Origin of the sequence: Helicobacter pylori SA37A (genome assembly GCF_000476015.1) — a bacterium.
Taxonomy (GTDB): Bacteria; Campylobacterota; Campylobacteria; order Campylobacterales; family Helicobacteraceae; genus Helicobacter; species Helicobacter pylori_DB.
This window is the reverse complement of the sequence record NZ_CBOO010000039.1, coordinates 1-1,455: the sequence shown is the minus strand read 5'-3', so window position 1 is coordinate 1,455 and position 1,455 is coordinate 1. Positions and strand designations below refer to the sequence as shown.

The 1,455-nt window shown below is 29.0% G+C and carries 1 protein-coding gene; it reads right to left on the bottom strand.

All coding sequences use genetic code 11. The features are described from left to right. Nucleotides 1–260 precede the first annotated feature (260 nt). Nucleotides 261–1,328: a tyrosine-type recombinase/integrase gene (locus QT76_RS07780; RefSeq protein WP_033596347.1), complete on the bottom strand. Its 1,068-nt coding sequence runs from the start codon at nucleotides 1,326–1,328 to the stop codon at nucleotides 261–263. Nucleotides 1,329–1,455 lie beyond the last annotated feature (127 nt).

The following is a 1,455-nucleotide window of genomic DNA, read 5'->3' as shown; positions in this document are numbered from 1 at the left end:
AATTTAGTTATTTGTATTGTTAATCAAATATATTCTTAATGAGTAACAATAATCTATAATTACATTGTTTTTAGAATATTTTGTAATTTAAGCTAACTCTATAAAATCTCAATGATTTTAACAACCCTTATAAAACTAATCATTTTTAATTAGCAATAAAACATTAAATAGTTAATTAAAATTATCTAATGCTAGATTATTTATCTTAATAAGATTATTTAAACTAATTACACTAAACTACCTAATCAATTTTAACCCCCTTACTTCTTGTTCTCTATCAAACTATCAAACACAAGAGCCACTTTCTTGTTATGCTCTTGTGTGGTATGAATATAAATCTTAGTAGAGAGTAAGGAGCTATGCCCTAACGCCCTTGAAGTTAAAACTAAGTCTTGGGTTTCTTGATAAATGAGTGTTGCAAAACTATGCCTAAATAGATGTAAGCCTGTGCCATATTGCTTATAGTGTTTGATTTGAGCTAGTTTAAAGATTAAGGGGATAAAGTTATAAAGCGTTAAAGAATTTTGTGCTTTTTGTTTGTCTTTTTTAAAAAGATATGCCCCATTAAAATATTTTAGTCTATATTCATCACTAAGCCAAGCATTCAAGCTTGGTTCTAACAAACTCTTTTTGATATAAGCCTTTCTTTCTTTCCTCCCTTTGCCTTGAATTAAAATAGAGTAGTTTTGTTCTTCTACTTGAATATGTTTTAATTCTATGTTTAACACTTCGCATTTTCTAAGCCCCCCAAGTATTACAATGAGTAGAATACACTTATTACGCTTTTCAAAACTTGTGGCTGGACTATACTCTAAGAGTGTTTTTAAGAATGCCTTTAAATCCTTGTAGTTTAAATGTCTAGGCAGACTTTCTTTGGTTTTAGCAAAGGCTAGGTTTTTAAGAGCAAAATCAAAGCTATAATGCTTTTTCCTATCCAAGTAATCAAAGAATTGTCTTAAATACATCACATATTTAGCCATAGAGCTGGGTTTTCTATTTTGAGCGAGTTCAAAGAGAAAGTTAATGACTTGCTCTTCGCTAAGCATTCTAAAACTTCTTAATTTGAGATTATCTTTAAAATAGTTAAAGAATAAAAACAAGCCTTGCATCATTATAGTATGTTTAATGCCTTGATTATAAAGAATATGACAGAGTTGTTTTAATTGCTCTATATTATGACATTTTAAGATTTTATCTTGTGTGTCTAGGATTAAAGCCATATCCTTCACATCTTGAATGGGCGTGAAGTTTTTAGCCTTAGTGTATAAAAAGGCTTTGAGATTACAAAAGAGTTCTCTCTGAGATTTAGTGAGTTTGTTATGTGGCATATTGCTCCCTTATTAAAATATAAAAAGAAATCTTAAAGAATGAGAGTTTTATGTTTTTAGTTTGTTAGGTTCTAAAAGCGGTATTTTTAAAAATTTTGCATAGCTCCTTAGAGATTTGAAATTCCGC

Bases quoted from the DNA above. Each gene is read 5' to 3' on its own strand.
- QT76_RS07780 (WP_033596347.1), bottom strand. From the start codon at position 1,328: ATGCCACATAACAAACTCACTAAATCTCAGAGAGAACTCTTTTGTAAT.